The organism is Paenarthrobacter aromaticivorans, from assembly GCF_019038615.1.
Lineage (GTDB): Bacteria > Actinomycetota > Actinomycetes > Actinomycetales > Micrococcaceae > Arthrobacter > Arthrobacter aromaticivorans.
Genome location: NZ_JAHOPC010000002.1, coordinates 477,399 through 491,637 on the forward strand (window position 1 = coordinate 477,399; position 14,239 = coordinate 491,637).

Here is a 14,239-nt window from a genome sequence, read left to right on the forward strand (position 1 = left end):
TATCCCAATGGACGAGGACCACTACTGGAGCGCCCCGGTGAAAGGGCGTGTGGACACACTGCTCCGCGAATTCGTGGAGCGGGCAGATGAGTTGCTCCACGCCCAAGAACAAATGAACGGGCTGCTCGCAGCAGTCGTTTCAATCGCTGAGGACCTCAGCCTGGAAGCCGTTCTCGATCGCGTGGTCAAATCGGCCTGTGTGCTGGTGGACGCCAAGTACGGAGCGCTGGGCGTGATCGGCGAGGACCAGCGTCTGAGCCACTTCATCACGGTGGGCATCGACGAGGACGGCATAAGCTCCATTGGCGACCTTCCGACCGGACATGGGGTGCTGGGGCACTTGATCCGGGAGCCGGAACCCCTGCGGCTCCACGACCTGCGCGATCATCCGATGGCTGCTGGTTTCCCGGAGAACCACCCGCCCATGAAGACTTTTCTTGGCGTTCCCATCAGGGTCCGGGACATCGTTTTTGGCAATTTGTACCTCACCGAAAAGAGCAATGGCCAGGACTTCACCGCAGCGGATCAGGAACTTGCCATCGCTTTGGCAGCGGCTGCCGGTGTTGCCATCCAGAATGCCCGCCTTTTCGAAGAGAGCCGTCGCCGGCAGCGGTGGCTGGAAGCCGGAATGGAGTTGGGCGGCCGCCTGATCGCCAGCCAGACGGACAGTGGCTCGGCCAATCTTGACCGTGTTGCCGAAACTGCCTTGCGGGCCTCCGACTCTATCCTTGGCGTCGTAGCCGTACCGACTCCAACTGGAATACAGCGCTGCCGTTCGGCTGTAGGGGTGCAGGGGTTGTACTCGGGCCAAGAGCTTCCAGCCAATGACGTCGTGGCGTCGGTGCTGGAAACGGGAGAATCCCAGCTCGTGAACGACGCCGCGGTGGTGTTCGGGGCCGGGGTGTCGGAAAAGCTCGGCACGGTGCTGGTTTCCGCCCTGGGACACCGCGGGACTGGGAACGGAGTCCTCCTGCTGGCCCGTCCAGTGGGCGGCGCCCTCTACACCCGCTCAGATATTGAATCAAGCGCCTTGTTTGGCAGCCGGGTGGGTCTCGCATTGGACCTGGCGCGAGTCAGCGCCCTCCGGGAACAGGCGCTGCTGCTGACGGACAGGGAACGAATCGCGCGTGACCTGCACGACCTCGTCATCCAACGCCTCTTTGCCGCAGGGCTGGGAATTCAGAACCTTCGGCGATTCATGGAGGACCCTTCAGCCTTGGAGCGGATGAAGGACGTATCGTCGGAACTGGACGACACCATTCGGACGCTCCGGCAAACCATTGCGGGACTCCGCTCGCACACATCCAACGACTCGGGAAAATCCAGCGACGTCCTGTGAGTGGCGTCGTGACCTTAGACTCTGGTTGGCGCCGGTCTTTCACGAGAATGTGGCAGTATAAATGCTTTGTTCGGTGGGAGGACGGCTATGAACAATTCAGATTCAGCGGGCACTATCATCGTTGGAGTCGATGGGTCGGAGGCATCAATCGCGGCACTCCGGGAAGCCCAACGTTTGGCTGCGCCCTTGGGCGCTGAGGTGGTTGCTACGGCTTTCTGGGAGTATCCGCGCGTCTATGAGGGCTACCTTGCCATGGGAATCACCGGCTTCGAGGAAGCCGCAGGGGAGGTCCTCAAGCAATCCGTGGAAAAAGCATTTGGTCCTGCCATCCCGGAAAACGTGGTGTCCCACCTCGTCCGCAATCATCCCCGGCAAGGCCTCATCGAAGCCAGCCGTGAGGCGGATTTGATCGTCGTTGGCCGGCGCGGACATGGCGGGTTCGGCGGACTGTTGGTTGGATCTGTCAGCTCAGCGTGCGTCGCACACGCCCACTGCCCGGTACTCGTTGTGCATGAGCCGGAGAAGGGTTAGACGGCGGACAGCGGCAGGAGCCAGTAATGGATGTTCTTATTGTGTACGAAACCGTGTACGGGAATACCCGCCGCGTAGCGGAGGCAATTGCAGCGGGGTTCAGTGACAGGGGCGAAGCCCGGACTGTCTCTGTTGCCGAACTCACGGGGGAAGAACCGGGTGCTTGCGATTTGCTGATCGTCGGAGGGCCGACGCATGTGCACGGCATGAGTCGATCGTCAACGAGACGGTCCGCCATCAACGTGGCGGCTGCAAGTGGTTCCGATGTGCCGGATGCCAATCTGACCGTTGGCGTGCGGGAGTGGCTGTCGCAGCTCCGTCCGGCTTTCCAGGGCCAAAAGGCGGCATCATTCGATACCCGCAACCACGGACCTGCATTCCTCACCGGAAGGGCATCCAAAGGCATCGCAACCGGACTACGCAAAGCCGGTTTCACGCTGATTGCTGAGCCCCAGAGCTTCGAGGTAGACGCCACGCCATCCGTCGGCCCGGACCAGCTCGAACGCGCGACCCGTTGGGGAGGAATCCTGGCCGAAGTTCTTGACAGTGCAACTTGACACCGAAAGCGTAGGCGGGGCCTTTTGGCCCTAGGTCCACCTGCCCCGGACTTCCTAGGCTCGCAGTAGGCGACGGGTGAACGCACCCGCCCAATGGAGGAGATAAAGATGACGTTGCCAAGCATGGAACCCAGCCGGATCGATGGAGCACGGCATGTCAGCGAAGATCTAAGCAAAGAGCAGTGCTGGGAATTGCTACGATCCCATACAACCGGCAGGGTTGGATTCGTGCACCACGGGAGGGTGATGATCCTGCCCGTCAACCACGTGATCCACGAGAACAACATCTACTTCCGTACAGCTGCGGAAGGGCTCATCGGTGAGCCATTTGCACGGATGCAGATATCGTTCCAGGTTGACGACTTCCGGGCGGACAGGAGCGAAGGCTGGTCGGTGCTGGCCAGTGGCCCGTCCTCCCATGTCGTTGAGCCTGAGCTGTTGACCCAGCTCTGGGGCAAGGCTATGCACGAGCCTTGGGCTGGCGGCGGACGTGACCTCTTCGTCCGGATTCAGGCCGTCGAGCTGACGGGCCGCCACGTCTACCTGGCCTGACAACACCCGTGGGCAGGGGCGGCGGAGTGAGGATGCAACCATGAACGACACAGAGCTGATCGTCGTTGGTTACGACGGCTCACACGAAGCAGACAGGGCAGTGCACTGGGCTGCCCGGCTGGCCGACAGGAGAAACTGCCCGCTGGAATTGGTGCATTGCTCGCTCTGGCCCGTCATAACGCACAACATGGACCCTGTGCCTGGAATCGCCGAAAGCGGCTTGCGCCACGCGGCCGAGTCGATCGTTTCCGATGGCGTGGCCCGCGCTCGCGAGGTATCTACCAATCTCGAGGTCACAACCAGCCTGGTATACGGGTGGCCGGCTGAGAACCTTCGCAAATTGGCCTCGCATGCTTCCCTCCTAGTTGTGGGTACCCGGGGCATGGGGGGATTCCTGGGCCTGCTGGTCGGATCGGTAAGCCTTGAACTGGCCGCGACGGCTGCCTGTCCCGTGGCCGTTATCGGTCCCGTGGAGCGTCCAGGTGGGCCGGTCGTCGTCGGAATTGACGGGGAGGGCTGGGAGGCCACGCTAAGGTACGCGGCGTCCTACGCGTCCCAGTCCAACGCCAGCCTTAGGGTGGTGCACGTTCGCAGGAAGCACGACGGTCACGACCCGGCTGGCGGACCCGGTGCCCGGGAAATGCTTGACTCGGCGGTCCGGTCGGTACGCAACGCTTTCCCGGGCCTGGACGTGGCGGACGTCCTGCTGACCGGAACATCCGTAGCGGGAACCCTCCTGAGCGCAACAAGTGATGCCGAGGTTGTCATTGTTGGGAGTGCAGGTCACGGCCTCGTTAGGGGCAGCATTGGTTCAACTGCACACGCGGTGCTGCACCACGCCGGCTGCCCGGTGATAGTCGTCAGGCACGCTGAACCGTCATAGCGTCCGGGGCCCCGGAACCAATGGATGGAACCGGGGCCCGCACAACTCCCTGAGTGCTTCCCAAAGCTACTCCGAGTGCTTCACTGCATGGACCCGGCTAATGATCACCGGGCATGGCAGTTGGCCAAGCACTGAGTGTGCTGTGGATCCCAACAGAAGGCGCTTGAAACCCCCACGCCCTTTACTGCCGACAACCAGTAAGCGGGCAGTTGCGGCAGCGGCGAGCAGTGCCTCGGCCGGCCGCATGTGGGTCTCCAGAACCTGATGCACCTTGAGGTCAGGGTACTTGTCTGCCAGCCCAGCTACCGTTTCGGCCAACACCACGCGTTCTTCCTCCGCGACGATTTCGGAGAAGTTTCCTGGGGGCATGCCGCGGCTAACCACGGGCTCGGGCAGGTGGAAGGCGTGAAGCACGGTGAGTTCCTGCCCTTCCCTGTCGGCTTCGGCTGCAGCAAACGCAACGGCCTGGGTGGACTCTTCCGAGCCGTCCGTGCCGACCAGGACGCCGTGCCGGTTCGCCATGTCGTGCTCTCCGATGACGGCCACAGGGCACTGTGCCACGGCGGCAACCTGCAGTGCACGGTCAGTCAGTGACCCCCCAACCCAGCTGTGCCCGGACCCGATAACCACCATCGAGGCCTTCTTTGACTTCTTGCGCAGCGCGTATCCGGCCCCTCCCGAGACCAGATCGGTGGTTACCTCTACAGTTGGTTCAAGTTTGCTGGCCCGGTCCTTGGCCGTAGCAAGGAATTTGTCGCCCGACTCCCTGATCCATTCGTTATATCCAATGGCGTCATATGCCCAACGATCATCCACGGCGTGAACAAGCTGCACCGGTAGCTTCAGGGCGGCCGCCCTCTGCATCGCCCAACGTGTTGCGGCATCGCTGCTGGGCGAATCACTGACACCAACGACAATTGCTTCCTTCATGACGGGTCCCATTCTTCTTGGATGGTTCCCCGGAGGGTCGAGCCCGGGGCTTTGTGAGTCCAGTTTCCGTCTTCCCTTTCCTAAGAGTTAGGGTCGGAAGTCCCACGAAGTTTCGGATGGATGCAAACTGCGCCATTAGTCCGGAGCCTGAAGTGAGATGGTCTCCAGGTACTCCGGAACCCTCGCATTCCAGCCCAATTCGCGTTTGATCCGGAGACGTAACGCATCTGAAGCGTCTGGTTCACCATGGGTGACATACGTCATCCGTGGCGCCCGCGGAGCCGAACGCATCCAACGGATGATCGCGTCGGCGTCGGCGTGTGCACTGAAGCCCTCAAGTTGGACAACTTCTGCTCGTATCGGAACATCCTGTCCATAAATCCGGAGTTCGCGGGCACCGCCCGCCAGTGCCGCACCGCGGGTTCCGGCGGCCTGGTAGCCGCTCAGCACCAGGGCATTCTTCGGATCGGACCCGTACGCCTGTATATGGTGCAGGATCCTCCCGCCGGTCAACATTCCGCTGGCTGAAATGATGATCATCGGACCGCCACGCAGGTTGAGGAGCTTCGAGTCATCCGCGCTCCTGGTCATGGTGGCAAGCGCGTACATGCCCTTGAACTCCTCGGGACGTAAGCGATGCTCCTCCGGGTGCTGCTGGTACATGTAGGAGGCATCGATGGCCATGGGACTGTTGAGGTAGACCGGTATGTCCGGAATACTTCCTTTTCGGCGCAGACGCGCCAACTGCAGCATCAAAGTTTCGGCACGGCCCACTGCAAACGCCGCGATAAGGATTACACCGCCGCGCTTGGTAACCCGGTTGACGACTTCTTCGAGTTCATTTTCAGAACTGCCCAAGGGGTGTGCCCGGTTGCCGTACGTGGACTCAGTTACCAGGACGTCAGTTTCCTCAAGATCACGGGGCGGGTACATGAAGGGATCATCCGCCCGACCCAAGTCTCCTGTGAAGTGGACGGTGTGGCCGCCCAATTGGAGAAGGATTTGGGCCGCCCCCAGGATGTGGCCTGCCGGGACGAATGTTGCGTCTATGGCGGGGGCGACTTCGATGGTCGCGTTGAAATCCACGGGTCTGAAGCTGTTCAGTGATTTGACGGCGTCCGCGGCGGTGTAGAGCGGAAGGGCGGGCACGTGGACCGAAGAGCCGGTATGGCCTGCGTAGCGGGCTTCCTCTTCCTGCAGATGCCCGCTGTCGGGCAACAAGAGTTTGCATAGTTGGCTGGTTCCATGTGTCGCGTAGACGGGCCCGCGAAAACCGTCGCGCACCAGGGCAGGGACGTAACCGGTATGGTCCAAGTGGGCATGCGTCAGAAGTACGGCGTCGATGGAGGAGGGTGCAACCGGGAAGGGTCTCCGATTGCGTTCCCGCAGCCGTTTGTAGCCTTGGAAGAGTCCGCAGTCCACGAGTATCCGTGAGCCTTGGAACCCAAGGAGGTAACGCGAACCCGTTACCGTATCCGTTGCGCCGAGAAACCGGAGCTTGGGGGAGTGTTTGTCATGCATGGGAACCTATCCACTTTGGCCGGCGGACTATGTTTGGGGGGATTCCGGGGAAGCATCTGGCGCCGAGCGGTGCTCCGGCGCCAGATATCTGCCCTCCCTAGGACGACGGCATGACGTGGTGATGCCGGTATTCCTCTGTACTGGGCTTTATTGCCAGCGCGGTAACCACCAAGGCAACGGCGCCGGCAATCCATGCGGTCCAAGCCGCGCCTGTGGCTGACGTGAAACCGGCTACCCACGGCGCCAGCAACAGGGCCACAGCAATGACAGCCTGAGCCCACTCCGCGGCGGGCATCCCCGGCGCGGCAAGGTTAACAACCCCGCCGATGGCAAGGAGTATGCCCAGCGTGACCATTACCGCCGTCGAAGAACCCATTTGCGTGGTCCATAGCACTGAGAGGGCCGCATAGGCGCCGGCTGCGACAACCGTCCAGTCCTGCCATCGCGTCCATTTCTTCATGGTGATCTTGCTCCTTCATTATGTGGAAACACCGCCTGCTTCTGCAGGGCAGCTTTCGGTCTCCCGTACTCCCAGAGTCCGCCCAAAGCCCTGTGGCAGAACAGTGCCGAAAGTCATAATGCTTTGGCAGGGTCCTTGGGCCCTTGTGACCGGCTGAGGAGGTCGGCAACAATTTGGAGGAGTTAAAGATCGGCATGTGCCGTGCGCCCTGCGCCTGAGAGGAAACCCATGAATCGCGAACAGGAACCCGGCCAGGGCACGCAGTCGCGGCCCCTCCGTGTGTTCATCCTCGACGACCACGAATTGGTGCGAAGGGGTCTGCAGGAGCTGCTGGAAAGCGAAGGTTTCGAAGTGGTTGGGATGTCAGGGTCCGCGGAGGAAGCGACACGCCGGATACCAGCGCTGCACCCGGACGTCTCGGTTCTGGATGGACGGCTTCCGGACGGGACAGGGATCGAAGTTTGCCGCGACGTCCGTTCCGTTGACCCCCGCTTGAACTGTCTTATTCTTACAAGCTACGACGACGAGCAGGCGCTACGGGGTGCAGTACTGGCAGGGGCGGCTGGCTACATTCTCAAGGAGATCGGCGGTACGGATCTTCTGGGTGCCCTACGACGGGCAGCCCGCGGCGAGTCATTGTTCGATGAGGCAGTCAAGACGCGCATTATCAAGGGACTCACGGAGCCAAAGAGGCTGGATCCGCGGGTAGCGTCCCTGACACCGCAGGAGCGGCGTGTCCTGGAGTACGTGGGCCAAGGCATGACCAACCGCCAAATTGGCGAGGAGATGCTGCTCGCAGAGAAGACTGTCAAAAACTATGTTTCGTCCTTGCTGGCGAAACTTGGTTTCGAGCGCAGGACCCAGGCTGCGGTTTTCATGGCTCACGCGCCCGAGGAGGATGCAGGTAGCGTTCGTTAGGGGGGGCACGGGGCGACCATCTCAGCCCAACGGAACGGTCCATGTGAGCAAAGTACCTTTACCGGGAGTACTGGTGATGGTGCATGAACCATTCAGTTCAGCGGCCCGGCGGACCATATTCCCCAGTCCATGGCCGGAACCAGGCTCCTTGAACCCGCGGCCATCATCCGCCAGTTCCATGATCAGCGCGTTGTCTTCCACGGCCACTGAGACGGTAATTCTTTCTGCCCCGGAATGGCGCACGGCGTTGCTCAGGCTTTCTGTAATGACTGCCAGCAGGTTCTCGACGACAACCTCGTCTTCCAGGGCGTCGACCGCACCTGTCAGTGTCAGATGGGGCGCATGCGACAGCGCTTTTGCGCCGGATTGTATGGTGCGAAGGATCCGGCTGCTCAGGAGTTCACTTTCACGGGTGTTGGCCCGCAAGGAGTAGATGGTGTTCCGAAGATCGCGGATGGTGGTGTCGAGCTCGTCCGTTATGGCATCAATGCGCCCGGCAGCTGACCCTGTTGAGGTGTAGCGCCGTAGGCTTTGGATGCTCAGTCCCGCGGCGAACAACCGTTGGATGACCAGATCATGAAGGTCCCGGGCGATCCTGTCCCGGTCCGTGAACACCACCAGTTGCTCACGCGAGCGGTGGATACGGTCAAGGGCCAAAGCCAGCGCAACATGGGAGCCGTAGACGGAAGCCATTTCAACATCGGTCGCCGAAAAGGCGCCGGTGCCGGCCGGACGGCCAAGTACCAGAAACCCTTGGTGACTGTCCTGGGCGTTGAGGTCCACCATGAGCAATTTACCCGGCGGGCCCTCACCAGTGCCGTCCACGAGGCGCCAGGGATCCTCGAGAGTGGACGCAGCTCCATCGAAGATGCCGGCGCGGTTATCGATGGACCCCATCGCGAGCACACGGCCCCTAAGCGTCTCACCGTGCGCGCCGGCGGAGCCTTCCACGGTGTAGTCGCCATCCTGCTCGGGCGAAGGTATCAGGACCAATGCCAGCCGGGCCTCGGATTCCAGCAAGGCCCTTCCCGCAATGAGGTCCAGGGAGGTGCGTTCTGGCTGGCCGTCCTCAAGCATCCTTCCGGTAACGTCCATACAGGCTTCAAGCCACGAAGTCCGGCGTCGGGCGTCCTCGTAAAGGCGGGCATTCTCAATGGCCACTCCGGCTGCGGCTGCCAAAGCAACCGCAAGATCCTCATCTTCCGGCGTGAAGTCCTCGCCCCCGTGCTTTTCCGTCAAATAGAGGTTTCCGAAGACCGTGTCCCGGACCCGGACCGGGACACCGAGGAAGGACTTCATAGGGGGATGATGCCGGGGGAAACCATACGCTTTGGGATGCTGCCTCAGATCATGGAGCCGCAGCGGTGCGGGCTCTGTGATCAGAAGACCCAGGACCCCGTGCCCTGTGGGAAGCGGCCCGATCCGGGTGGCCAAGTCATCGTCAATGCCGACCGTGATGAAGTGACTGAGCGCGTTGTCCTCCCCTATGACACCCAAGGCGCCATACCGCGCCCGCAGAAGATCGCAGGCGGATCTGACAACCCGCTCCAGCACCGATTCCAGGCTCAGGTCTTCGGCCACGCCCACCACAGCTTCCAGAAGCCCCCGAGTTCGCTCCTGTGCTTGGAGAAGTTCTCCAGCGCGGGCCATGAAGTCTTTTAGGAGGTCTTCCAACTGGGCTGCAGGAGGGCTTGTGGGCTCGTTGCGTGGTAAGTCCGGAGAGCCGTTCATTGTCACCTTTCGACCAGGACCGGCAACACCTGAAGGCGTCGCAGCCGTCTACGGTGCCAGCCTACTCCGGGTCAATTCAGCCATCCACCAGTGGGCTGGGTCAGGGGCTTTGTGCCCTGTCCCAATGCTGTGCGCCGGTCTAGTGTCGTCGCATGACGAACAAACCAGCAATCCCCGAGCCAGAGAACCTGGATATCAAACAATGCTGGGAACTCCTCCGCAGTGTGTCGGTGGGGCGCCTGGCCGTCTGGGCGGACGACCACCCCGATATCTTCCCCATTAACTACAAGGTTGACCACGGAACCTTGGTCTTCCGCACAGGCGAGGGCACAAAGCTCCAGGCCGCCCTGGGGGCAACGCCCGTAGCGGTGGAGGCGGACGGTGTGGACTCCGGATCCGGTGTTGCGTGGAGCGTTGTGGTCAAGGGGACAACGGAGAGCATCAAGCTGACTCAGGATGTGCTGGACACCGTGGGCCTGCTGCTCTTCCCTTGGCAGGCTGGACGCAAGGACCATTTTGTCCGTATCGTCCCAACTTCCATGACCGGGCGGCGCTTCAAAGTGACGCCGCCCCTGACGTGGTGGAGCCCCTTGGACGATGCAACCCGCGCAGGTTTGGAATAGTTTCGGGTACCGCAGCGTCCGGAACGCCTATGGCCCGGGACCAACGGCCCTAACGACGGCGAGCTGCCGGCGTTAGCGTCGAGGGCATGAACGCCAAGCCTGATCCCGTCGTAGAACGGCTTGCTCCAGACGAATGCTGGACCCTGTTGGAGCAGACCAACGTTGGCCGCCTGGCGGTCTTGGTGGATGGACACCCTGATGTCTTTCCAGTGAACTACATTCTGGACGGAGACAGCATCGTCTTCCGTACGGGAGTGGGTACGAAATTCTGGAGCACAATGACCACTCCCTGCGCCATGGAAATCGACGGCTACCGGGCCAGCAGCGGAAAGGCCTGGAGTGTGGTGGTACGAGGCCGGACGAACCTGATCCTGGACCAGCAGGAAAGAGCCTCCGTAGACGCGCTGGGGCTGGATCCCTGGCAACCTGGCAACAAGGACTTTTACCTGCGCCTGAGTCTGGAAGCCGTCACTGGCCGCCGCTTCAAGACCAAACGACCGGACCTCTGGGGAACCCCCCTGAACGACGCCCGTACCGCTACCTTCCACTAACCCGCGTCCAAGCTGCCCTGCGCGCGTGCCGGATGACACGCTCTGAGGCTATACAGAGGCCATACAAAGAACGGACCAACACTATGAAAGCCCTCGTTTACGGCGGTCCAGGCACCAAAGCATGGAAGGACGTTCCGGATCCGGGCATCGTCGAACCCACTGATGCGGTTGTGCGCATCGATACGACCACCATCTGCGGCACTGATCTGCACATCCTCAAGGGTGACGTACCAGCGGTGGAGCCTGGACGGATCCTTGGCCATGAAGGCGTGGGTACGGTCACTGAGGTTGGCAGTTCCGTCAGCGGCATCAGGGCAGGAGACCGTGTGATCATTTCTTGCATCAAGTCCTGTGGACACTGCGTAAATTGCCGCAAGGGGCTGTTTTCGCATTGCCTCGGAGACGAAGGGCAAGTGGGTACGGGCTGGATCTTAGGTCATCTCATTGACGGCACCCAGGCGGAGTTCGTTCGCGTTCCCTATGCGGACAACTCACTCCACAAGCTCCCGCACGGCGTCAGCGATGATCAGGCCGTCATGCTGTCGGATATCCTTCCCACGGCCTTCGAAATCGGCGTGCTGGACGGCCGCGTAGCCCCAGGCGACATAATCGCCGTCGTGGGTGCCGGACCCATTGGCTTGGCGGTCATGTCGACGGCGGGACTCTGCGGAGCGTCGACGATTATCGCCATCGACCCCAACGAAAGCCGCCTTGAAAGGGCTTCCGATTTCGGGGCTACGCACACCGTCAATCCGGAGAGCCCGGATTGGATCAGCGACGTCCTGGCCCTCACAGACGGTGCCGGCGTGGACGTTGCCATGGAAGCGGTAGGGCTTCCGGAGACTTTCGAGATGGCATTGCGGCTGGTGCGTCCAGGAGGCAACGTGGCCAACATCGGCGTTCACGGGAAGCCTGTGGAACTGCCCCTGCAAGACTTGTGGATCCGCAACATCAATATCAGCATGGGCCTGGTCAATACGAACACTACCCCGATGCTGCTGCGCCTGGTTGCCCAGCACAAGCTGTCCGCTGAAAAGTTCGCCACGCATCACTTTCCCCTCGACCGGATCATGGATGCCTACGACACCTTTTCACGGGCCGCCGAAACGGAGGCACTGAAAGTGGTGCTCAGTAGGAATCCCCATGACTGAACGTTCGCCGTGAGAAATCGCCTGGTGTCGCTGGGTGTGCGTTTCCCGCTGGTGGCCTGCACGGTGTTGGCTATGCTCGGCGTGGCAGCGCTGGCTATCAGCGGCAATAATGCTGCCGCGCAGGGGACGGCCACCATTTACGCGCTCTCGGTCGCGCTCTACCGCGCCGGGAGCATGGTCAAGGGCCTCTTTCAAGGGCGGTGGGGCATTGACCTTCTGGCCGTAACGGCTATTTGTTCCACGGCGGTTGTGGGGGAGTACATCGCGTCCTTGGTTATTGTTCTCATGCTGACCGGTGGCGAAGCGTTGGAGGATTTTGCCCACGGCCGCGCCACCAGGGAGCTCCGATCCCTGCTGGAGCGCACGCCGCGTATCGCCCACCGGGAGGAGGCCGGTGGAGTTGTGGAAGAGGTCGGAGTCGACATCGTTGGTCCCGGTGACATCCTCTTGGTGAAACCGGCTGAAACGGTCCCCGTGGACGGCAGGCTGTTGTCGGACGCCGGGACCTTTGACGAGTCCGCGTTGACAGGGGAAAGCCTCCCTGCCGAGAGACTGGCGGGTGACTTGCTGCTCAGTGGCTCCGTGAACGGCGCCGACGCCATCCGGATGGTGGCCACATCCTCTGCCAGTGACTCCCAGTACAGCCAGGTTGTTGCCCTGGTGAGGGAGGCCGCAGCGAGTCGTGCTCCCACGGTGCGTCTGGCTGACAGATACGCCGTGCCGTTCACCCTGATTGCCTTTGTCCTTGCCGGGGCGGCGTGGTGGCTCAGCCAGGATCCGGTCCGGTTTGTGCAGGTGCTCGTGGTTGCAACACCATGCCCCTTGCTGATTGCCGCGCCCGTCGCCTTCCTCGCTGGCACCAGCCGCGCTGCCAAAGCCGGAGTCATTATCAAGGATGCAGGCACGTTGGAGCAGCTCAGCCGCGTGAAGACTGCTGTGTTCGATAAGACAGGCACGCTCACCCAGGGCAGACCTGTCCTGACCGGAATTCGCCTCGCTGCCGGGGCAGTGCTGTCACAGGACGATCTGTTACAGCTTGCAGCATCGGCTGAGCAGTACTCGTCCCACATCTTCGCGGCGTCGGTCATTGCGGCAGCCCGCGAGCGGGGCTTACCGTTGCTGCCGGCGACGGGCGCCAGCGAACACGCCACCAATGGTGTAGGCGCTCATGTCGGATCGCGGAGAGTCTTGGTGGGAAAGCCGGGGTTTATCAAAGAAAATACGACAGGCTTTGAAAGAACGCCCTTGGAAGGAGGGCAACTTGCGGTCTACGTGGGTGTTGGGGAAAAGTTTGCCGGCACGCTCATCATGAGTGACCCTTTACGGGCCAATGCTGTGGAGACACTCGCGGAACTCCGCAGGCTCGGGGTCACGCAAACCATGCTCCTGACCGGCGATACCTCGTCCACCGCCCAGCACATTGCTGACTCCGCGGGGATCGGTAATGTCCAGGCAGAATGTCTGCCTTCCGACAAGGTCGCCGCCGTTGCGGCCATCCCTGTGCGACCGGTCATGATGGTTGGTGACGGCGTTAACGATGCCCCCGTCTTGGCTGCGGCCGACGTCGGCATCGCCATGGGCGCCAAAGGCGCCACTGCAGCGAGCGAATCGGCGGACGTGGTCATCATGCTCGACGACCTCTCAAGAGCCGCGCTTGCGGTTGACATCGGCCAATACACCATGCGCATCGCCCGCTTGAGTATCTGGACAGGAATCCTCCTGAGCTTTGGCCTGATGGCCGTGGCAACGTTGGGCGTGATCCCCGCTGTGGCCGGTGCGCTGCTTCAGGAATTCGTGGATCTGGCGACCATCCTGAATGCGCTCAGGGCGCTCGGCCGGCGGCCGGGGAACAGGCGCCCCACGGCCCAGGCCCCAGCAGTCAGTAGCGCTCGGGTTCGTCCCCAAGTTCAAAGTGACGGCCCTGGACCCGCGTTGGAGTGATCTCCACGTAAGTGTATTTGCGGGTCGGGATCCATGGTTTGAGAGGCAACTTATCTGCCTCGTCGATTTCCGACTGCGACTCGATCACGCGTGCCGTGCCTTTGAGGACCACGCTCCAGGCTTCCGCGTCAACGATCTCCTCCACTTCGAAGGCAACTTTCTCGTTGACGGTCAACTCGGCCAGTTTGGTTCCCGGATTCGTCCTGAGGAGCAAGCGCCGCTCGTGGGCGATGAAGTTCAAAGGGTAGATGTCCGGTTCGCCCAGGACGCTGACGGCCAAACGACCATGCTGGTTCCGTTCGAGGACTTTCCATGAGTCGGCTTCCGACAGGACAGTGCCTGGTCGCTCGTCATTTTCCACGGTCTTTCTCCTGCACCTGACGTAGGGGCCGCAGGGCTGGATGGCCTCTGACAGCTGATGTCCGCGATCCTACGGCTGGCTGCGTTGACCACAACAGGGTCAAAGGTCCTGTTGGCCGGCGGGGCACCATGACCTAAGTCTCTGGCGTCCAGGCCCTGTTCGGGAGAAGCTATGAAGCAGCCGGTTCAGG

At 61.7% G+C, this 14,239-nt stretch carries 15 protein-coding genes; 10 read left to right on the top strand and 5 right to left on the bottom strand.

What is annotated here, in order from left to right:
* The first annotated feature begins 7 nt into the window (after positions 1 to 7).
* From KSW38_RS05730 to KSW38_RS05750, 5 genes are all read left to right on the top strand, one after another.
* Positions 8 to 1,339 carry a sensor histidine kinase gene (locus KSW38_RS05730; RefSeq protein WP_216923621.1) on the top strand — a complete coding sequence of 444 codons (1,332 nt, stop codon included), beginning with the start codon at positions 8 to 10 and terminating at the stop codon, positions 1,337 to 1,339.
* Between the two features lie 87 nt (positions 1,340 to 1,426).
* Positions 1,427 to 1,870, top strand: coding sequence for a universal stress protein (locus KSW38_RS05735; protein ID WP_216923622.1), 444 nt, complete (start codon positions 1,427 to 1,429; stop codon positions 1,868 to 1,870).
* 26 nt (positions 1,871 to 1,896) lie between these two features.
* Entirely contained in the window at positions 1,897 to 2,427 is a 531-nt protein-coding gene (locus KSW38_RS05740; RefSeq protein ID WP_216923623.1) for a flavodoxin family protein, read from the top strand.
* Between the two features lie 108 nt (positions 2,428 to 2,535).
* Positions 2,536 to 2,979 carry a pyridoxamine 5'-phosphate oxidase family protein gene (locus KSW38_RS05745; protein ID WP_216923624.1) on the top strand — a complete coding sequence of 148 codons (444 nt, stop codon included), beginning with the start codon at positions 2,536 to 2,538 and terminating at the stop codon, positions 2,977 to 2,979.
* A 40-nt stretch (positions 2,980 to 3,019) separates the two neighbouring features.
* Complete coding sequence (locus KSW38_RS05750; protein WP_216923625.1) at positions 3,020 to 3,862, top strand: universal stress protein; 843 nt, start codon at positions 3,020 to 3,022, stop codon at positions 3,860 to 3,862.
* Positions 3,863 to 3,928: 66 nt separating this feature from the next.
* On the opposite strand, the gene KSW38_RS05755 is transcribed toward KSW38_RS05750, so the two are convergent.
* From KSW38_RS05755 to KSW38_RS05765, 3 genes are all read right to left on the bottom strand, one after another.
* Positions 3,929 to 4,792 (bottom strand): universal stress protein, encoded by an 864-nt coding sequence (locus tag KSW38_RS05755; RefSeq protein WP_216923626.1) that lies wholly within the window; start codon positions 4,790 to 4,792, stop codon positions 3,929 to 3,931.
* A gap of 135 nt (positions 4,793 to 4,927) precedes the next feature.
* Complete coding sequence (locus tag KSW38_RS05760; RefSeq protein ID WP_216923627.1) at positions 4,928 to 6,313, bottom strand: MBL fold metallo-hydrolase RNA specificity domain-containing protein; 1,386 nt, start codon at positions 6,311 to 6,313, stop codon at positions 4,928 to 4,930.
* A gap of 97 nt (positions 6,314 to 6,410) precedes the next feature.
* On the bottom strand, positions 6,411 to 6,773 hold the full coding sequence (locus tag KSW38_RS05765) for an SPW repeat protein (RefSeq protein WP_216923628.1): 363 nt from the start codon (positions 6,771 to 6,773) through the stop codon (positions 6,411 to 6,413).
* 228 nt (positions 6,774 to 7,001) lie between these two features.
* Between KSW38_RS05765 and KSW38_RS05770 the strand changes: the two genes are divergently transcribed.
* Complete coding sequence (locus tag KSW38_RS05770; RefSeq protein WP_216923629.1) at positions 7,002 to 7,691, top strand: response regulator; 690 nt, start codon at positions 7,002 to 7,004, stop codon at positions 7,689 to 7,691.
* Positions 7,692 to 7,712: 21 nt separating this feature from the next.
* Here KSW38_RS05770 and KSW38_RS05775 read toward each other — a convergent pair whose 3' ends face one another.
* Positions 7,713 to 9,422: a GAF domain-containing sensor histidine kinase gene (locus KSW38_RS05775; RefSeq protein WP_216923630.1), complete on the bottom strand. Its 1,710-nt coding sequence runs from the start codon at positions 9,420 to 9,422 to the stop codon at positions 7,713 to 7,715.
* A gap of 152 nt (positions 9,423 to 9,574) precedes the next feature.
* On the opposite strand from KSW38_RS05775, the gene KSW38_RS05780 reads away from it, so the two are divergent.
* The 4 genes from KSW38_RS05780 (at position 9,575) to KSW38_RS05795 (ending at position 13,688) form a co-directional block, all read left to right on the top strand.
* A complete protein-coding gene (locus KSW38_RS05780) occupies positions 9,575 to 10,045 on the top strand; it encodes a pyridoxamine 5'-phosphate oxidase family protein (protein WP_216923631.1) in 471 nt (156 codons plus the stop codon).
* 86 nt (positions 10,046 to 10,131) lie between these two features.
* Positions 10,132 to 10,596, top strand: coding sequence for a pyridoxamine 5'-phosphate oxidase family protein (locus KSW38_RS05785; RefSeq protein WP_216923632.1), 465 nt, complete (start codon positions 10,132 to 10,134; stop codon positions 10,594 to 10,596).
* 83 nt (positions 10,597 to 10,679) lie between these two features.
* Complete coding sequence (locus tag KSW38_RS05790) at positions 10,680 to 11,747, top strand: zinc-dependent alcohol dehydrogenase family protein (protein WP_216923633.1); 1,068 nt, start codon at positions 10,680 to 10,682, stop codon at positions 11,745 to 11,747.
* A 72-nt stretch (positions 11,748 to 11,819) separates the two neighbouring features.
* A complete protein-coding gene (locus KSW38_RS05795) occupies positions 11,820 to 13,688 on the top strand; it encodes a heavy metal translocating P-type ATPase (RefSeq protein ID WP_216923821.1) in 1,869 nt (622 codons plus the stop codon).
* Here the strand turns inward: KSW38_RS05795 and KSW38_RS05800 are convergent.
* Positions 13,627 to 14,049, bottom strand: coding sequence for a pyridoxamine 5'-phosphate oxidase family protein (locus tag KSW38_RS05800; protein ID WP_216923634.1), 423 nt, complete (start codon positions 14,047 to 14,049; stop codon positions 13,627 to 13,629). The genes KSW38_RS05795 and KSW38_RS05800 overlap by 62 nt on opposite strands.
* Positions 14,050 to 14,239: the final 190 nt, after the last annotated feature.

Bases quoted from the DNA above. Each gene is read 5' to 3' on its own strand.
- KSW38_RS05730 (WP_216923621.1), top strand. From the start codon at position 8: ATGGACGAGGACCACTACTGGAGCGCCCCGGTGAAAGGGCGTGTGGAC.
- KSW38_RS05735 (WP_216923622.1), top strand. From the start codon at position 1,427: ATGAACAATTCAGATTCAGCGGGCACTATCATCGTTGGAGTCGATGGG.
- KSW38_RS05740 (WP_216923623.1), top strand. From the start codon at position 1,897: ATGGATGTTCTTATTGTGTACGAAACCGTGTACGGGAATACCCGCCGC.
- KSW38_RS05745 (WP_216923624.1), top strand. From the start codon at position 2,536: ATGACGTTGCCAAGCATGGAACCCAGCCGGATCGATGGAGCACGGCAT.
- KSW38_RS05750 (WP_216923625.1), top strand. From the start codon at position 3,020: ATGAACGACACAGAGCTGATCGTCGTTGGTTACGACGGCTCACACGAA.
- KSW38_RS05755 (WP_216923626.1), bottom strand. From the start codon at position 4,792: ATGAAGGAAGCAATTGTCGTTGGTGTCAGTGATTCGCCCAGCAGCGAT.
- KSW38_RS05760 (WP_216923627.1), bottom strand. From the start codon at position 6,313: ATGCATGACAAACACTCCCCCAAGCTCCGGTTTCTCGGCGCAACGGAT.
- KSW38_RS05765 (WP_216923628.1), bottom strand. From the start codon at position 6,773: ATGAAGAAATGGACGCGATGGCAGGACTGGACGGTTGTCGCAGCCGGC.
- KSW38_RS05770 (WP_216923629.1), top strand. From the start codon at position 7,002: ATGAATCGCGAACAGGAACCCGGCCAGGGCACGCAGTCGCGGCCCCTC.
- KSW38_RS05775 (WP_216923630.1), bottom strand. From the start codon at position 9,422: ATGAACGGCTCTCCGGACTTACCACGCAACGAGCCCACAAGCCCTCCT.
- KSW38_RS05780 (WP_216923631.1), top strand. From the start codon at position 9,575: ATGACGAACAAACCAGCAATCCCCGAGCCAGAGAACCTGGATATCAAA.
- KSW38_RS05785 (WP_216923632.1), top strand. From the start codon at position 10,132: ATGAACGCCAAGCCTGATCCCGTCGTAGAACGGCTTGCTCCAGACGAA.
- KSW38_RS05790 (WP_216923633.1), top strand. From the start codon at position 10,680: ATGAAAGCCCTCGTTTACGGCGGTCCAGGCACCAAAGCATGGAAGGAC.
- KSW38_RS05795 (WP_216923821.1), top strand. From the start codon at position 11,820: ATGCTCGGCGTGGCAGCGCTGGCTATCAGCGGCAATAATGCTGCCGCG.